At 47.5% G+C, this 14051-nt stretch carries 12 protein-coding genes; 6 read left to right on the forward strand and 6 right to left on the reverse strand.

Features of this window, described 5'->3' with window-relative positions:
* The first annotated feature begins 53 nt into the window (after positions 1-53).
* The 3 genes from AC1DSE_RS01475 (at position 54) to AC1DSE_RS01485 (ending at position 3151) form a co-directional block, all read left to right on the forward strand.
* Complete coding sequence (locus AC1DSE_RS01475; protein WP_477510025.1) at positions 54-1838, forward strand: ABC transporter substrate-binding protein; 1785 nt, start codon at positions 54-56, stop codon at positions 1836-1838.
* Positions 1839-1932: 94 nt separating this feature from the next.
* Positions 1933-2481: an RNA 2',3'-cyclic phosphodiesterase gene (gene thpR, locus AC1DSE_RS01480; protein WP_477510024.1), complete on the forward strand. Its 549-nt coding sequence runs from the start codon at positions 1933-1935 to the stop codon at positions 2479-2481.
* Between the two features lie 295 nt (positions 2482-2776).
* Positions 2777-3151, forward strand: coding sequence for a DUF2500 domain-containing protein (locus AC1DSE_RS01485; RefSeq protein WP_441884335.1), 375 nt, complete (start codon positions 2777-2779; stop codon positions 3149-3151).
* Positions 3152-3215: 64 nt separating this feature from the next.
* On the opposite strand, the gene AC1DSE_RS01490 is transcribed toward AC1DSE_RS01485, so the two are convergent.
* The 4 genes from AC1DSE_RS01490 to AC1DSE_RS01505 are packed head-to-tail and all read right to left on the reverse strand — an operon-like array spanning position 3216 to position 7867.
* A complete protein-coding gene (locus AC1DSE_RS01490) occupies positions 3216-3878 on the reverse strand; it encodes a metallophosphoesterase (protein WP_477510023.1) in 663 nt (220 codons plus the stop codon).
* A 9-nt stretch (positions 3879-3887) separates the two neighbouring features.
* Complete coding sequence (locus tag AC1DSE_RS01495; protein ID WP_477510022.1) at positions 3888-5072, reverse strand: ABC transporter ATP-binding protein; 1185 nt, start codon at positions 5070-5072, stop codon at positions 3888-3890.
* Positions 5069-6739, reverse strand: a complete 1671-nt coding sequence (locus tag AC1DSE_RS01500; protein WP_477510021.1) for an ABC transporter permease — start codon at positions 6737-6739, stop codon at positions 5069-5071. The genes AC1DSE_RS01495 and AC1DSE_RS01500 overlap by 4 nt, the downstream gene beginning before the upstream one ends.
* Positions 6740-6754: 15 nt before the next feature.
* The gene (locus AC1DSE_RS01505; protein WP_477510020.1) at positions 6755-7867 is read right to left on the reverse strand and encodes an extracellular solute-binding protein; all 1113 of its coding nucleotides are present in this window, start codon (positions 7865-7867) and stop codon (positions 6755-6757) included.
* Positions 7868-8038: 171 nt separating this feature from the next.
* Here AC1DSE_RS01505 and AC1DSE_RS01510 point away from each other — a divergent pair, with 171 nt between their 5' ends.
* Positions 8039-8941 carry a LysR substrate-binding domain-containing protein gene (locus AC1DSE_RS01510; RefSeq protein WP_477510019.1) on the forward strand — a complete coding sequence of 301 codons (903 nt, stop codon included), beginning with the start codon at positions 8039-8041 and terminating at the stop codon, positions 8939-8941.
* Between the two features lie 35 nt (positions 8942-8976).
* Positions 8977-9819, forward strand: a complete 843-nt coding sequence (locus AC1DSE_RS01515; RefSeq protein ID WP_441884454.1) for an SDR family oxidoreductase — start codon at positions 8977-8979, stop codon at positions 9817-9819.
* Between the two features lie 960 nt (positions 9820-10779).
* Here AC1DSE_RS01515 and AC1DSE_RS01520 read toward each other — a convergent pair.
* Positions 10780-11565 (reverse strand): IucA/IucC family C-terminal-domain containing protein, encoded by a 786-nt coding sequence (locus AC1DSE_RS01520; protein ID WP_477510018.1) that lies wholly within the window; start codon positions 11563-11565, stop codon positions 10780-10782.
* Position 11566: 1 nt separating this feature from the next.
* Positions 11567-13531, reverse strand: a complete 1965-nt coding sequence (locus tag AC1DSE_RS01525; RefSeq protein WP_477527344.1) for an ABC transporter substrate-binding protein — start codon at positions 13529-13531, stop codon at positions 11567-11569.
* 157 nt (positions 13532-13688) lie between these two features.
* Between AC1DSE_RS01525 and AC1DSE_RS01530 the strand changes: the two genes are divergently transcribed.
* A complete protein-coding gene (locus AC1DSE_RS01530) occupies positions 13689-14033 on the forward strand; it encodes a hypothetical protein (protein ID WP_441884354.1) in 345 nt (114 codons plus the stop codon).
* Positions 14034-14051: the final 18 nt, after the last annotated feature.

Raw genomic sequence — 14051 nt, forward strand, 5'->3', positions numbered from 1 at the left:
AAGTGTAAGTTATAATTGGAAAATTTCATATTTTCGAGTTAGGAGTAATTTGCATGAAAATCCGCAGGCATTATCTCGCGCTTAGGCGCTCATATCCGACTATTCAAGAGAATATTCCCTTCGAGGTTACAACACAGGAGCTCGCAAATTTGCTCGATTGCACACATCGGAATATGGTACTTTTATTGAAACGTATGCAGCAGGAAGAGTGGTTAGTGTGGGAGCCAAAGCGGGGACGCGGCAATCGCTCTGCCCTCTCCTTCCTCGTCAGCAAGGAACAAGTCGCGCTGGAGGAAGCGCAAGAAATGATGCAAAAGCAGGATTTGCATTCGGCGCTTGAGCTTCTCCAGCAAATCGAAGAAGCGCCTTTGCTGCGCGACCAGTTTCAGGAATGGCTCTCTGGTCAATTCGGATTTCATTCGGAGGTGCAGGGCAAGCGGCGCACTGATATTTTGCGCTTCCCGCTTCCGCAGACGATCTTTTCGCTAGATCCGGCAGCTATCCATTACACGGGCGAGTCCCACCTCGTTAATCAAATATTTGATGGGCTCGTTCGCATCGATCCGAGGGGCGAGCAGATTTTGCCGCAGCTTGCCCATGCGTGGGAGGTGGATGAATCGCGTACGCGCTGGACTTTCTATTTGCGCAAGGGCGTTCTGTTCCACCATGGCCGTGAGCTGGATTCATCAGACGTCAAGTATTCGCTTGAACGGCTTAAACGCCTTGCACCGCAAGGGCTCTACAGCTGGGCTTACACCAACATCATTTCTATGGATACACCGGATGACACAACCATTCGCATTCAATTATCCGAGCGCAACGAAGCTTTTCTCTCTTTTTTGACAACTAATCGCGCCTCTATCGTGCCTCAAGATGCTTGTTCGGCAGCTGGAGAGCAATTTGGCAGCAAACCGATTGGTACAGGTCCGTTTCGATTCACCGGAAATGATCAAGGCGTCTGGATATTGGAAGCTTTCGCTGCCTATTTCCGCGGCAGAGCATTCCTCGACCGTGTAGAAGTATGGACCGTTGCCGAGGAGGCAACGCGCGAAAACCACGCTGAGCTGCAATCGTTTCAAATCATGCACAACGCGAGACTAACGGATATGGCAGCTGAACGATGGCAGCAGGTTAGACAGTCCGGCATGACCTGTAAATTCATCACAGTTAATGAACAAAAGCACGGCTTGCTGGCAAACCCCGCCATACGAGCGGCAATTAACCTCGCTATCGAGCGGACAGAGCTTTTGCAGCTGTTATCCGGAGATGTCATTGAAGGAGTTAACAGCTTCTGGCTGAACCAGATTGATCAAACGCAGGATGCAGCCCCCATTGATTGGAGCGTAATCAAGCAAGCGCTTGCCAGCTCCGGCTATCAAGGCGAACCGCTGGTACTAGCTACGATTCCGCAATATGCAGCGGATGCAGAGATCATTCAGAAGGTGTATGCGGAATCAGGCATTCCGCTGCAAATAAACCTCATTCCTGCCGAGCAATTTAAAGGAACAGCACGCATGTCCGCCGATCTGCTGCTTTTCGCTGTCATGCTGGACGAGCATCGCGAGCTGAGACTAATTGATTTGTACAAAAGCATGCAGCAGCATGCGCTTCCCGAGGTTCATGATATGCTGGAGCACAGTATCCAGATGATATTGGGTGAGCCGGATCGAGCACGTCGAGAAGCGATATTCATAGACATCGAGGCTCAGCTCAAAGCCAGGCACAGCTTGTTTTTCCTCTACCGTAAACATTTGAAAACTGCGTTCCACCCTTCCGTGCGCGGCATTTCATTGGAATCGCTGGGCTGGGTACGCTTCCGCGATATTTGGTTTACTTAAAGATATTTGAAATGGAAAAAAAGGCCAAATCCAACGTGCAGAATGAATGGTCCGAGTGTTATGGCTGCATACTGAGATTAGGAGGGAAAATATAATGCGCTTGTTCGTGGCTATACCTGTATCACCATCTGTGTCCAAGGAGCTGGAAAGCTGGGCAGAAGATCATAAACATACGCTGCCTTTCCGTAAATGGACACTTCCGAGCGATTACCATATTACGCTTCAGTTTTTAGGCGACACTTCGGCTGCTCAGCTTGAAGAGCTGGCAGCCGCTCTAAAAAAAGTAAGAGCAAATGCTTTTTCCTTAACTTGGAGCGGAATCGGAACGTTTGGTCCGCCCGCTGCTCCACGCGTTCTATGGGGTGCTGTTAGCGGAAACTTAAAAGAACTGTCCGCTCTTCACGAGGAGATTATTCGGGCAACGAGTTCAGTCGGCTTCATTCCAGACGATCGTCCCTACGCGCCGCATATCACGCTTGCCAAAGGATTCGCTGACGCTAATCGAATGCCAATTGAAGCAGCGACGTCTATTGCCTCATCGTTCAGCTGGGAAATCGATCAGTTTGTGCTCATGCTCACCCATATGAACGAGTCCCCTATGTACGAGATCATCGATCGTTTTCCGTTACATAAGCAGGAATGAGGCTTAACTGCTGTCAAAATAAAAATGATCCCGCTGAGCGGCTATCCAGCTATCCGACGTGCGCAGCGTCCAGCCGCTCTTTTCTGCGTGAGCCTATATCCTAACTCTATTAAGCCCCAACAATCCGCTTCGTTACTCCCTTCCTTTTTATTAATTAACCTCAGCTTTTGCAGCCTATACCGCATCAGACTAGTCGGAAGAACGTATTAATAGTAAAATTAATGACATGAAAAGAAAAGATTGGATGTGATGGTTTGTGAATGGATTTGGATTCGGCCCTCCAGGCGGAGGAATCATGTTTACGATTGTTCCTATATTTATAATGATCGTATTCGTGCTCGTTATTGGCGGCATTATTTTTAGCATAGTTAAATATTTCAAAAATTCGACCGCGCCAAAAGAAACGACTTACGCGCGCGTTGTAGCCAAGCGCATGGACGTTCGCCATCATACGAATCACCATAACCACGACGGAGTAGGGCATAGCAGCAATTCATCCCGTACGTATTATTACATCACGCTTGAATTCGATAATGGCACTCGCAAGGAATATGTAGACGTCAAAAATTTGTACGGCTTGGTTGTTGAGGGTGACACAGGTTATGCGGCAGTCCAAGGGGATTGGATCGTTGCTTTTGAACGAAATAGCAATATAAATAGCTCTATTTAAGAAAAGAAAAAGCGCTTAACCCGTAAAGGCAAACGGGCAGCGCTTTTTTTGTGAGTTAAATGGGTTAGAGCTTAAGCAATTTGAAATCGCCGCCGCGGCTCTCTGGCGCAGTCGAGCACGAATAGCTCAATTGGCTGCTGACATCAAGCAGTGTTAAGCGACAGCCATGCTTGGCCCCAGTATCAATGGCGAGCCGTCGATTTCCTTGCCATATGGCTCCAGGGGAAGAAGCATCCAGCTTGAACGTTGGCGTATGGCCAAAAATAATGGTGTACGACTGCGCCTCGTCCGAATCAGGCAAAGGCGTATAAATAAACTCGTCGCGAATTTCCGTTAGATCCTTCTTTTTTTGCTCATGCAGAGGGACACCTGGCCGAATGCCTGCATGAACGAATAAATACTGGCCGACTACCACATACAATGAAAGCTTGTGCAGCCATTCTTTCGTTTCCGGGTGAAGCGCACTGCTGGACTCAGCGGATGCAAGAAGCCGCAGCTCCTGATTTCCGAGCAATGCCTGTGCACCTTCGTTGATAAGCTGGTGAATCGTATCTAGCGTGCCCCATGTAGCGGGCCTATCGGCATCAATGTAGTCGCCCAGCAAAATAAGCCGATCATGGTGCGGGTTATAAGCTGCTTCTTGAAGCAAAAGCAGCAGTTCTTCTTCATAACCGTGTATATCTGCAATGGCTAAAAGACGCGAGTCTGTTTTTGTTGGATTATACAAATGGATCGACTACCTTTCTTCCTCATTCGGGTAAATGAAAACAGAGCGAATGGCTAGCTTTATCGTTACATGCTCGCCAGCCTCTAACGGGACTGCGAGCACTAGATATACCTTCTGGCCGCAGCTCGTTTGTGCAACTGCACGCCAGCGATTGCCTTCAAAGGTACAGTGAAGCACTTGAAGCTGAATCGTATTGTCTGTCCGCTCCTGCGATGAAGCTAATGAAAGCACGGCTGCGGCGTCTCTTCGCTCGATGACCTCAGCTTCCTCAGGACGGAACATAATGATCGCTTGCGAATGGTCACTTATTTTCTGCTGCTCTGGCGCGAGCAAACCGTGAATGATCGATGAGCCGATGCGAACAGCGCTGCCGCTGTCTCCGTTTATGACCTCGCCTCGCAAGCCGTTGATTGCTCCAAGCAAGGAAGCTGCCCAGCGGCTGGCCGGACGCGTGAAGCATTGCTGCGGCGTGCCCATCTGATCAATTTGCCCGTTGCGCAAAATAAGCAGCCGATCGGCCATAGCGAAAGCTTCCTCCGGGTCATGCGTAACATGGAAAACGCTCATCCCTAATTGGCGGAATAGATACGCCATCTCGGTGCGCATTTCTACGCGCAGCCGCATATCAAGGTTGGAGAGCGGCTCATCGAGCAGCATCAGCTTCGGCCTAGTAGCAATCGCCCTCGCAATAGCGACCCGCTGCTGCTGACCGCCAGAGAGCTGCGGCGGCAGCCTGCGCTCAAGCCCTTCAAGATGGAGCATCGCCAGCAGCTCCTGAACGCGCTGCTGAATATCCGCCCGAGCCATCTTGCTTCTATGCAGCCCATAAGCGATGTTATCGAACACATTCATATGCGGCCACAGCGCATAGTCCTGAAACACCATGTTAACCCCGCGTTTCTCAGGGGGCATCATGACAGACGGAGAGGCGATAATTTCATCGCCCAGCTTAAGCTGGCCGCCGTCCGGCTTCGATAGGCCGGCGACGAGCTGGAGCAGCGTCGACTTGCCGCAGCCTGAAGGACCAAGCACGCTAATAATCTCGCCTTCGCGCATGTCGAAAGAAATTCCTTTAAGCGCTTGAAACGATCCGTAGCTTTTCATTAAACCAGATGCTGCAAGCAGCGGTTTGGGAGCCGCTGGCTTAGGCTCATTTGCCTCGTCATACCTTTGCTGAATCGCAGTCGATGTCATGTGTTTGCCTCCTTGCGGCGGAGCATGAGCTCAACCGCCAAAATAATCATAATAACGATAAATGATCCAACGACGGTTGCCGCTGAAGCATAACCAAAATCCAAATCCTCGAATGCTTTGTTAATCGTAACGGGCAGCGTGAGGAAGTTTGGCGGGAACAGGATCGAATTCACCGCTAAGTCAAACACGCTGGAGCCAAATGCAGCAAGGCCCGCAGAGAGCAAAGCGCCTCGTATTAAAGGGACAAGTATGAAACGGACGCGGCTTGCGAGCGTACCGCCTTGCAGCTGCGCGGCAGTAAGCAGGCTAAGCGGCACTTTCGCCATTGCGCCGACCATCAATCTCGTAATGACGGGAATAGCGCCAGCGATTGCGGCAAGCACAAGAATCCAAGGCGTTCCGTACAGGAGCAAGCCGATCGAATCGAGCCATTTTTGATTCCAGACGAAAATATACCCAATGCCCAGCACGACGCCGGGAACAGCAAGCGTGACGACAGAGAACACCTCAATCGTCCGTTTAAATTTGAACTGTGAATAGGTTAAGACATAAGCGACGCACAGCCCGAATAATAGGCCAAGCAGAGCAGCGACTCCAGCGATCATTAAGGAATGAGACAAACCCTTCAACAGCGTGCTTGAGCTATGGAACAATTCCCTGTAATGCTCCAAGGTGAGATTCGTTAGCTTCATACCGCCTGACTGTGTTTTGAATATGGACATCAGTACGTTTGCGCCTATCGGAATGCCGATGACTACGGCAAGAAATAACAAGTTTAGTGTGGTAAGAAGCACAGCAAACTTTCCAGCCGGCTTCGGTACAGACCGCTGCGCCCGTGCTGATAAGAAATCAAAGCGTGAGCGGCGCATCGCATAAAATTGGACAAACATCGCAATGCCGATTAACAATACGAGATAAAAGGACAGAACGCCTGCCATATCGAACCGAATGGGCGATGTGTAAATTGCCGAGTAAATAGAGTAAGGCAGTGTCGGAAAACGATAAACAGCGGCAATCGATGCAGGAAGCCCGAAATCGCCGATTGTATCCATAAAGACAAGCGCTGCTCCAGCCCAAACAGCTGGCATAAGCAGAGGCGCTTGGATCGTACGCCATACCGTGAAAGCAGATGCTCCGGATAGGCGAGCTGCGTGAGACAGCTGATCAACCTTCCACTCCATCGCCGCATGAACACTCAAATAAGCGAACGGAAATTTGCTTAAAGTCATAATAAAAATAAGTCCAGCAGGCTGAAAAACAGCGCTCGTAACCCAGTGCCAGCCGAGCAGGTTAACAGCGATGCCGCCTCCGGCAGCAAACAGCACCCAGCCCTGCGCTAAAATAAACGAAGGCGTAATAATGAGCAGCCAAACGGAGGCATCCAGCAGCTTAGCTGTTGGAAATGACCAGTTGGCGCGTATCGTTGCCAGCACACCGCCGAGAATCGTAGCGAGCACTGTCGTTCCAAGTCCAAGCACAACGGAATTTTCGAGTGATTTTTGCCATAAGGGACGCTTGAATATTTCGAGCAGCAGCGCAAGATCCCCGAGTTGCCAATTGCCGAAGAAAACCCCAGGCAGCAGTACTTGAATAATGACTGCCGCCAAGGGATATAAGACGAGGATGAATAGGATGATACTGACAAACCATCCTAACCGATCCTTCATAAAGGTTTGCATCGTTTACTTAACGGACTGGTCGGCGAACCATTGCTTGATTGCCGCTTCATTTTCAGATGCCCAGGAAGCGTCGGCTGCAACGAGCTTCGCATCGGCTGCGCGATCTTGCTTGGCATTTACGCCGTTTACGGAAGGCTGGAAATAACTCTCGTCGCCTTGATCAATTAAAGCTTGCTGCGTTTTTGGATCAAGCAGAAATTCGATAAACGCTTTAGCTGCATTCGGATTTTTGGTATCCTTCTGAATCGCAGCTACCCGTACGGATGCAGGAGCGCCTTCTGCCGGCCAAATAATTTCGATAGGCTCGTTATCGTTTTTCATCGCATAGGCATTGCTCTCTTGCAGTGCTGCGATCGAGATTTCACCAGCGGCGAGCGCTTTGACAACGTTTGGATTTTTGGGATACACACGAAGCCCATTGTCCATCAGCGAGCTAAAGAACGTTTGTCCGCCATCGATTGTTTTTTCTTTAAAAAACCAAGAAACAAAAGGATAAGCAGGAGCTGCGATCGCTGGGTCAGCCATGCCGATCAAGTTTTTGTACTTCGCATTCGAGAAGTCTTCCCATGATTTTGGCGCATCCTCCGCCTTCACTTTGTCCTTGTTATACACGATAACTCCCGCAGCATGTGCGCCAGTAGGAACATACCATTGCTTCTCAGGCACAAAAGCTTTGGCAAAGTCAGTTAGATTAGCGACGTTATTCGGCGACCAGCCTTCAAGCAGTTGACCGCTTGCCCCTAGACCATAAATGGAAGGCATCGCATCCAGCCAAATGACATCCCAGTGCGGATTGCCTTTCTCTGCTTCAACGCGGGACATAATTTCTGCTCCGTTGCCCGCAACGACCTCCAGCTTGTAGCCGGTAGCTTCCTCAAATAATGGAGCGATAATGCTGTCAAAATCGTTCAAGTATACAGTAAGCGTTCCTTTATCCTCCGTGGCAGCTGTTTCTGTCGCTTGCGCGTCTTCGGTAGGAGCCGTCGTTTGTGTATTTCCGGCATTTGCTGCCCCTTTATTCGTATTTCCGGCATTTCCGTTGCCGCATGCAGCAGTTAGTGCCATCAATCCAGCTAGCAAAACGGTTCCAAGCCAGCGTTTCCCATTCGTTTTCATCGTTTTGATTTCCCTCCACTATCTGTTTTGCTTACCTCCTAACTTTAGCAACGGTTTGTCAGATGATTGTTAACGTAATGTCGAGATATTATGAAATATAATCGATAGATATTGATATACATATAGATTTAATCTATATTAATAGGCAAAAAGCGAGGGAGTGAGCACGGGATGAATGTACAGCAGCTGCATGTGTTTATGGAGGTATGCAGCGGTCGAACGCTCGCGGAAGCTGCAGATAAGCTGGGACTTAAGCAGCCGACAATCAGCTTTCATCTCAAAAGGCTTGAGGAGGAGCTTGGCGTGGAGCTGTTCCGCAAGCACTCGCGGAGCCTTCAGCCAAGTGAAGCTGCTGTGGATCTGCTTCCCTATGCGAGGCGAATCGTTTTCCTTATGGAAGAAGCTAGGCTTGCCATGCTGGAGCGCCGTGAACAAGGGGAAGGCCGTTTGAGGCTGGGGGCGAGCTACACGCCAGCAACCTATGTGATGCCGCCGCACTTTGCCGCCTACCGCAAGCTGTATCCAAAAGTAAGCCTCATGCTGACCGTGAAGCAAGCAGCTTCTGTGCTTGCGATGCTGCGCAGCTATGAGATCGATATAGGCATCGTCTCTCTTGGCGAATCGCTGGAAGAAGGCCTTATTATACAGCCGTTAGTCGCTGATGAGCTGAAGCTGCTGCTTGCGCCGGAGCATCCGTTAGCTAACCATTCGCAAGTAGAGGTCGAAGAGCTTAGACATGAAACATTTCTGCTGCATGAGGTTGGCTCAACCTCGCGTACCTTGTCCGATGAGTGGGCAGCCGGGGCTGGCTTGCAGTGGGAAAGTGTTATGGAGCTGGGTGCGATCGAAACGATCAAGGAAGCTCTAAAATGCAATATGGGTGTTGGCATCCTGCCGCGCCGAAGCGTCATCCGAGAAATCGAAGCCGGCGAACTCGTTATGCGCGATCTGCCTCAGTATGTAAACCAGCGGCATATTTGTTTGGCGTACCGCAACGAGGATCAGCTGTCTCCACATGTCAGATCGTTTATTGAATTTGTACGGCATACCTTTGCTGCACATGATAAGCTGTAAATAACGAATATACGGAGGTGGCTTGGATGAGCAATATGACAGGAAAGGTCGTAGCAGTAACTGGCGCCAATTCCGGCATGGGGCTTGCGACAACGGTCGAGCTTGCGAAGCAAGGGGCGCATGTCGTGATGATATGCCGCAGCAAGGAGCGTGGCGAGCTTGCACTTGAACAAGCGCGCAGCCAAAGCGGCAGCAGCGATATTGTCCTCATGACCTGCGATTTGGGCTCGTTTGCCAGCATTCGCACCTTCACTGCTGCATTTAAGCAGAAATATAGCCAGCTTGATGTGTTGATCAACAATGCAGGGGTTGTCGCCTTGAAACGAAGCATAACCTCGGATGGATTTGAATCGCAAATCGGCATCAACCATTTGGGTCATTTTTTGCTGACTAACGAGCTGCTTGACCTTCTTCAACGTGCTCCGCAAGGGAGAATTATCAATGTATCTTCAGGTGCCCATAAGGCCGGAAGAATACATTTTGACGATCCGAACCTAACGAGGGGCTACAATGTCGCAAAAGGTTATGCGCAATCGAAGCTCGCGAATATTTTATTCACGAATGAGCTGGCAAAGCGTCTCGCAGGTACGAGGGTGACGGTTAACAGTCTTCATCCCGGGGCGGTAGCGACCAATATTGGCGTAGATCGCAAGAGCGGCTTCGGTAAGACGGTGCATAAGCTGCTCAAGCCTTTTTTCAGAACGCCGCTTGAAGGGGCAAAGACGGCAATTTATTTAGCATCCAGCGATGAAGCGGCAAATCTGACCGGCCAATATTTTATCGACAGCAAAAGCGTTCAAACGGCAAGCAAAGCGAGCAATCCCGAGCTTGCGGCTAATCTTTGGGCATGGAGCGAGCAGCAGGTCAAACTTACATAATACGTGTCTAATTAACAGCACTAATCCATCAGCGCATGGGATAAACTGAAAATCCATCAACACACTAAGTATTAAAACAAACTTATTATAATATGGAGTCTGCAGAATGCTCAGCATGGCACTTCCAGCTAATTAAGTCAGCTTCGCGCAGCATAAAATTAACTGGAGCTTTTCCAGCTAAATATAAAATAGCAGGAAAAGCTCCTGCTATTTGTAATGGAAGCAGCCTAATTTAGCAATTAACAGGATTTACTCCTGCTAWTTCAACAAATAATTCCTAAAAAGTCGCTTTGCAGCAAAATTACMTGGAGCTTTTCCTGCTAATTAACTCAAATRARYGCGYAGCTTAAAATTAACTGGAGCTTTTCCAGCTAAAWMKAAAATAGCAGGAAAAGCTCCTGCTATTTGTAATGGAAGCAGCCCAATTTAGCAATTAACAGGATTTACTCCTGCTAATTCAACACATAATCCCTAAAAAGCCGCTTTGCAGCAAAATTACATGGAGCTTTTCCTGCTAATTAACTCAAATGAGCGCACAGCTTAAAATTAACTGGAGCTTTTCCAGCTAAATATAAAATAGCAGGAAAAGCTCCTGCTATTCACTATTTGTGGTGGAAGCATCCCCATGAGGACATGTTCAGCATTCGAAAAAGTTTATAAAAGAGGCATCCAACTCCCTAGCGGACGCCGCCGAAATGACCCCTTTAACTGCCATTACTTCGCTCAAATGTTCATAGCTGTAACAGGAGAAACCATTCTTTCCTATTTAACATAAATTCGGATGAATAATGTTTGTAAGCTGCTAAAGAAATCCCGAGCTTCAGCTCTATGACACCGGCCGTCAAATGGCATATGTGGAATCAAAATATATTTCAAAATCCCTTTTATATTAAGAACCAATAAATAAAATGAGCAATCGCCTTGCCCCAAAAGGTGACAAGACGATTGCTCAATGTCCAGCTATTTATGGCATTCGAAAGGTTTCGGACAAGCTCTGCAATATTCCGCCGAAGACATTTCATAATAGAAGCAGCAGGTCTTGCGAATATCAGGCAGCTCGCTCATCGTGCCTATATTCGTTTTGCTCATAAACTTCTTAAACGGATTGCGGCGTTCTCCAAATAAGCTTGCTGGTGCAGTCTGCGTTATAAACGTGAAATCCTCATGAAGTCGTTGTAAGATAACCGGATTCGTTTCTTCCTCTAGCCCGTCCTCATAAAGCGGAGCAATTCGAACCATCGCATTCTCCCATAAGATCACTATAGGTATTCCGCCAACCATAGATAAAGCACGAAATAATGGAGAAATATGCTCTGCAAAAAGTTCTCTTATTACCTGATCCCGCCACTCTTTCCGCTCCCCAGCTACCGGTTCCGTAACGCTTGGTTCTTCAAAGCTTAAATTAGGATACTTGGATTTCGTCACATTGAACTCGCTGTCGCTAGGTGAAACCAAGCGGCAATTGTCCAACGTCATGGTCAGATTCTTGTTGTATACCGTCATCGCATACAGAACAGGAGCAACGACTAGATAAGCATATCGCTTCGCGAGCATCGACGCAGTTACTCTTCTTGATGGCGAAGCTATTTCGCTCCCTAGCCGATCCAGATAGGTTTCGCATAGCTCCTTATTCAATAAATTTCTTGAATAAATGGAGCGATCAGCGGAGTCAGTATTATTTTCATAAGAGAAGTTATATCTGCTTTTTAAATTACCCCACTCCGAATTTGAAAGCTTTGCTGACATGTTATGCCTTACCAAGGAAAATTTCTGCTACCCGGTCAACAATCATATTAATGGCAATCGGGCCATAATAGGCAATCCATATGTTTGAATCCACATCATAGACTTGATTGTTTTTCACAGCTTCAACATTTTTCCACGTTTCCGTCTTCTGGATTTCGTCCACTGCCGCCTTGAACATATCATCTTTTACGAGGAAATAATGATTAGCGCCAACTTCCGGGAAAGCCTCTAATGCAATTTCATAAGCGGTATCCTTTTCCTTCAAAACTGATTCTGGGGCATTCAAGCCTAAATCATTGTATAAAATAGCTCCTGTACGGTGGATTGGTGTATGTATCCGTATCCCCTCATCACGTGGGCGCGCTAATGCAACAGTTTGATCTCCGAGCTTAGCCTTTAGCTCTACCTTCAGCTTCTCTGTTTTCACGTTGTAGGCCTCCAAGACAGCCTTCGCTTCTTCAGACTTCCCTACAATTTTTCCAAAAGTATCTAAAGTGACGCGCCAATCCTCATTAAATTCGAGCATGATCGTTGGAGCAATTTTGGACAAGCTCTCATACACTTCTTCTTGGAATTCTGTACAAATAATTAAATCGGGTTCCATGGCCATAATAGCCTCAAGGTTGGGCTCATCCCTTGTACCGAGCAATTTAACATCCTTCAGCTTATCCATTAAATAAGCCGGGAAGTCTGTTTTGTCTGCCGCGGCTTTTACGCTGCCCGCTGGCTGCTCTTCTAAAGTTACCAATTGATCCACAAATTTTGTATCAAGCACCGCAATTTTAAGTGGGCGCTGCTCCAGCGTTGTTTCGCCCTTCATATGTTTAATAACAACAGGATACGCCTGTTGCGCTGTTTGCGATACGTTTGTGTTTGTAGAAGCTGCACTAGATTCAGCTCCAGCTGGACTAGCCCCTCCCGTATTGTTTCCCATGCTATTTCCCGTCGAACATGCACTCAACAATAACATTAAACTGAGCATCAAGCTAACCGCTAAAATCGACCTCTTACTCCTATTCATCCGTATAACTCCTCCGTCTAATTGTTGATAATGATTATCACAATCACCATCATACGAGAGAGAAGTATCCGCGACAATGGAATTTTGCGACATAGAGGATGAACTTATCCGACGGTGCTTTCTGAAGTTAAGAGGAGAAACGCCAATATGCTTCTTAAAGGCTCGGCTAAAATAATAACTATCACCATAACCTACTGATTCTGCAATGGCTTTAAGCGGCATATTCGTATTCAATAACATCGTTTGCGCATGATCCATTCGAACCTGAATGAGATACTCTAGTGGCCCAATCCGAAGCTGCGCTTTAAATAATCGCTGCAGCTTTCTCTCATTGCAATGAAGAGTGCTCGCCAATTCTTGAAGACTGATTGTCTCAGCGTAACGTTCCTCCATGAAGCGAATCGTTTGGCTGACGTAATCCGGCTGAGCTTTGGCTGCACCCTCAGCGGCATGGAGCTGCTTCATAAGATCGTATACCAATTGGTGAAACAACGCTCTCACATGAAATCTTTCCAATTGAATATCAWGCATCCAGTGCGAATACATTTGCTCGATTCTCGTCAGAAGACCTAGCGGAAAGGCAGGGGCAAAACCATATTGCATTTGAAAGGGATTATTGTCTCYATATACTTTTAACAGTTCTTTACGAGCTGGTAAAACGAGGACTGCTTTGTAAAAAATAAAATAATAATCGAGTTTTTCATTCACTTGCACAATATCAATCGTAGCGCCTTTTCCGGCATGGCACACATAAAAACGATTCACCATATGCTCCATTCCGTCTATGAGAATTTTTGCATCACCAGCAGCAGCGAAAAAGAAGGCACTAGCTGGCAATCGGAAGCCTTGCACACTCTCACCCGATCGCAAAATAGACCGACGAACATCAAGCACCCGTATAGCAGCATGATTCCATAATGGTATATGTTCCTGTAATGTCATCATGTTCACCTTCCATGTCTATTTACAATTTCCACCTCTCTTATTATATTAATAATCATTCTCATTATCAAAACATTCTTGCTCAGCAGCTAGAAATCGCCCTTACAATAATTGTAATTATGTTATAATAGGTTTTCAAAACAGGAAGGGGAGATTCGTAATGGAAACGATCGAAATTGTTGCTGTGAGTGCATTAGTTCTATCCGTCCTGCTTGGATTAAAAGTATTTAGCTTGCAGAGACAGGTTGACGAAATAAAATTAGAGCTTCAACGGGCTAACAACCATTCGGATTTTTCGAGATCACCCAAGCCAAACCTGAATTCCCCTCCTTCCTCACCCGGTATGACTCGCAACAACGCCCCTATAAATATCGATGATAGATTACGCATGCTAGTTGCTTCAGGAAAGAGAGTTCAAGCAATTAAAGAGTTTAGAAAAAAAAGTGGCGTCAGCCTCAAAGAGGCCAAGGACTACGTAGACGACTTAGAGCGGCATCAATATTGATCTGAATATGTTCTTCAT

The sequence above is a fragment of the Paenibacillus sp. 01L418 genome, assembly GCF_056400045.1.